This window comes from Microcystis sp. M53603_WE2 (assembly GCF_030065435.1).
The window spans coordinates 1-1291 of sequence record NZ_JASJFF010001379.1 but is presented as its reverse complement, the minus strand read 5'-3'; the positions used below and the strand labels follow the sequence as shown (position 1 = coordinate 1291).

General features: G+C 49.5%; 1 protein-coding gene and 1 pseudogene. Both read right to left on the bottom strand.

Annotated features, from left to right (window positions below; all coding sequences use genetic code 11):
• Positions 1-374 (bottom strand): annotated as a pseudogene (locus PX481_RS28965) (M15 family metallopeptidase); the annotation flags it as partial.
• Positions 375-405: 31 nt separating this feature from the next.
• On the bottom strand, positions 406-1291 hold an 886-nt coding region (locus tag PX481_RS28960), incomplete at its 5' end, for an NAD(P)-dependent malic enzyme (protein WP_288097417.1).

Here is a 1291-nt window from a genome sequence, read left to right as displayed (position 1 = left end):
GCGGAAATCGGCATTAAAATCACCCCCGACCTTCTCGCGTCACTCTGCATCTGGATAAAAGCTTTGGCTGCTGCCTTCCTTAAACGCATAGCACCATCCGTAGTAATAGGGGCTAATTCCTTCTCCGGGGCCTCTTCATAGAGTAAATGACCTAGAACGTTCACAATGGGGCTAGGAGTGGGTTTAATGGGGGGGGAGGGGTTAACCGGTTTTTCTACGGTAGCAGGGGGACGATTCAAGACTGCTAGGGCAATTAGGCCGGTTCCCACCAGAGCAAGTAAACCGCTTGCGATCGCTATTAGACCATTAGGATTAGTAGTTTTTGTGTACTGGTTGTCCCGCAAAGCTTCGGGAATATCATCGATCGGTTTCACGGTTTACTTACCCTCCTCCAAGATAATTACATTATTCCCCGGCCACTCCATCTTGACGAGCAGCGTGTTGAACGGCGGCGGCCACAGCCGTAACTACACGACTATCAAAAACCGAGGGAATAATATTCTCTCGATCGAGATTAGCAGGAGTGATCAAAGAAGCGATCGCTTTGGCCGCTTCCAGATACATATTATCGGTGATTGCCCTAGCGCGACAGTCCAAGGCCCCGCGAAATAATCCGGGGAAAGCGAGAACATTATTAATCTGATTGGGATAATCGCTGCGTCCGGTAGCCACCACGGCCACTAAATCATTGATTAATTCCGGTTGAATTTCGGGAATCGGATTAGCCATGGCAAACACGATCGCATCTTTAGCCATTCCCTTGACCATTTCGGGAGTCAATACCCCCGGTGCGCTCACCCCCAAGAAGACATCAGCGCCTTTAAGAGCATCCCCTAGCTTACCACTGGCGGCCACGGCCCAAGCTTGTTTTTCTGGGGTTAAATCGTCCCGGTTTTGGGAGAGGATACCAAGGGAATCACAGAGGGTTATATCTGTGGCTCCTGCGGTTTTAAAGAGAGTAGCGATGGCGATTCCCGCCGCACCTGCACCATTAATGACGATTTTGACTGTATCAAGCGATTTTTTGACCAATTTGAGGGCATTAATTAGGGCAGCCAGGGAAACGATCGCTGTACCGTGTTGATCATCGTGGAAAACGGGAATATTTAATTCCGCTCGCAGACGTTTCTCGATTTCAAAACAGCGTGGAGCGCCGATATCCTCTAGGTTAATACCCCCAAAAACCGGAGCGATTCTTTTGACGGTTGCGATGATTTCTTCGGGGTCTTGGGTGGCTAAACAGATGGGAAAAGCGTCAATTCCGGCGAATTCCTTGAATAACATTGCCTTC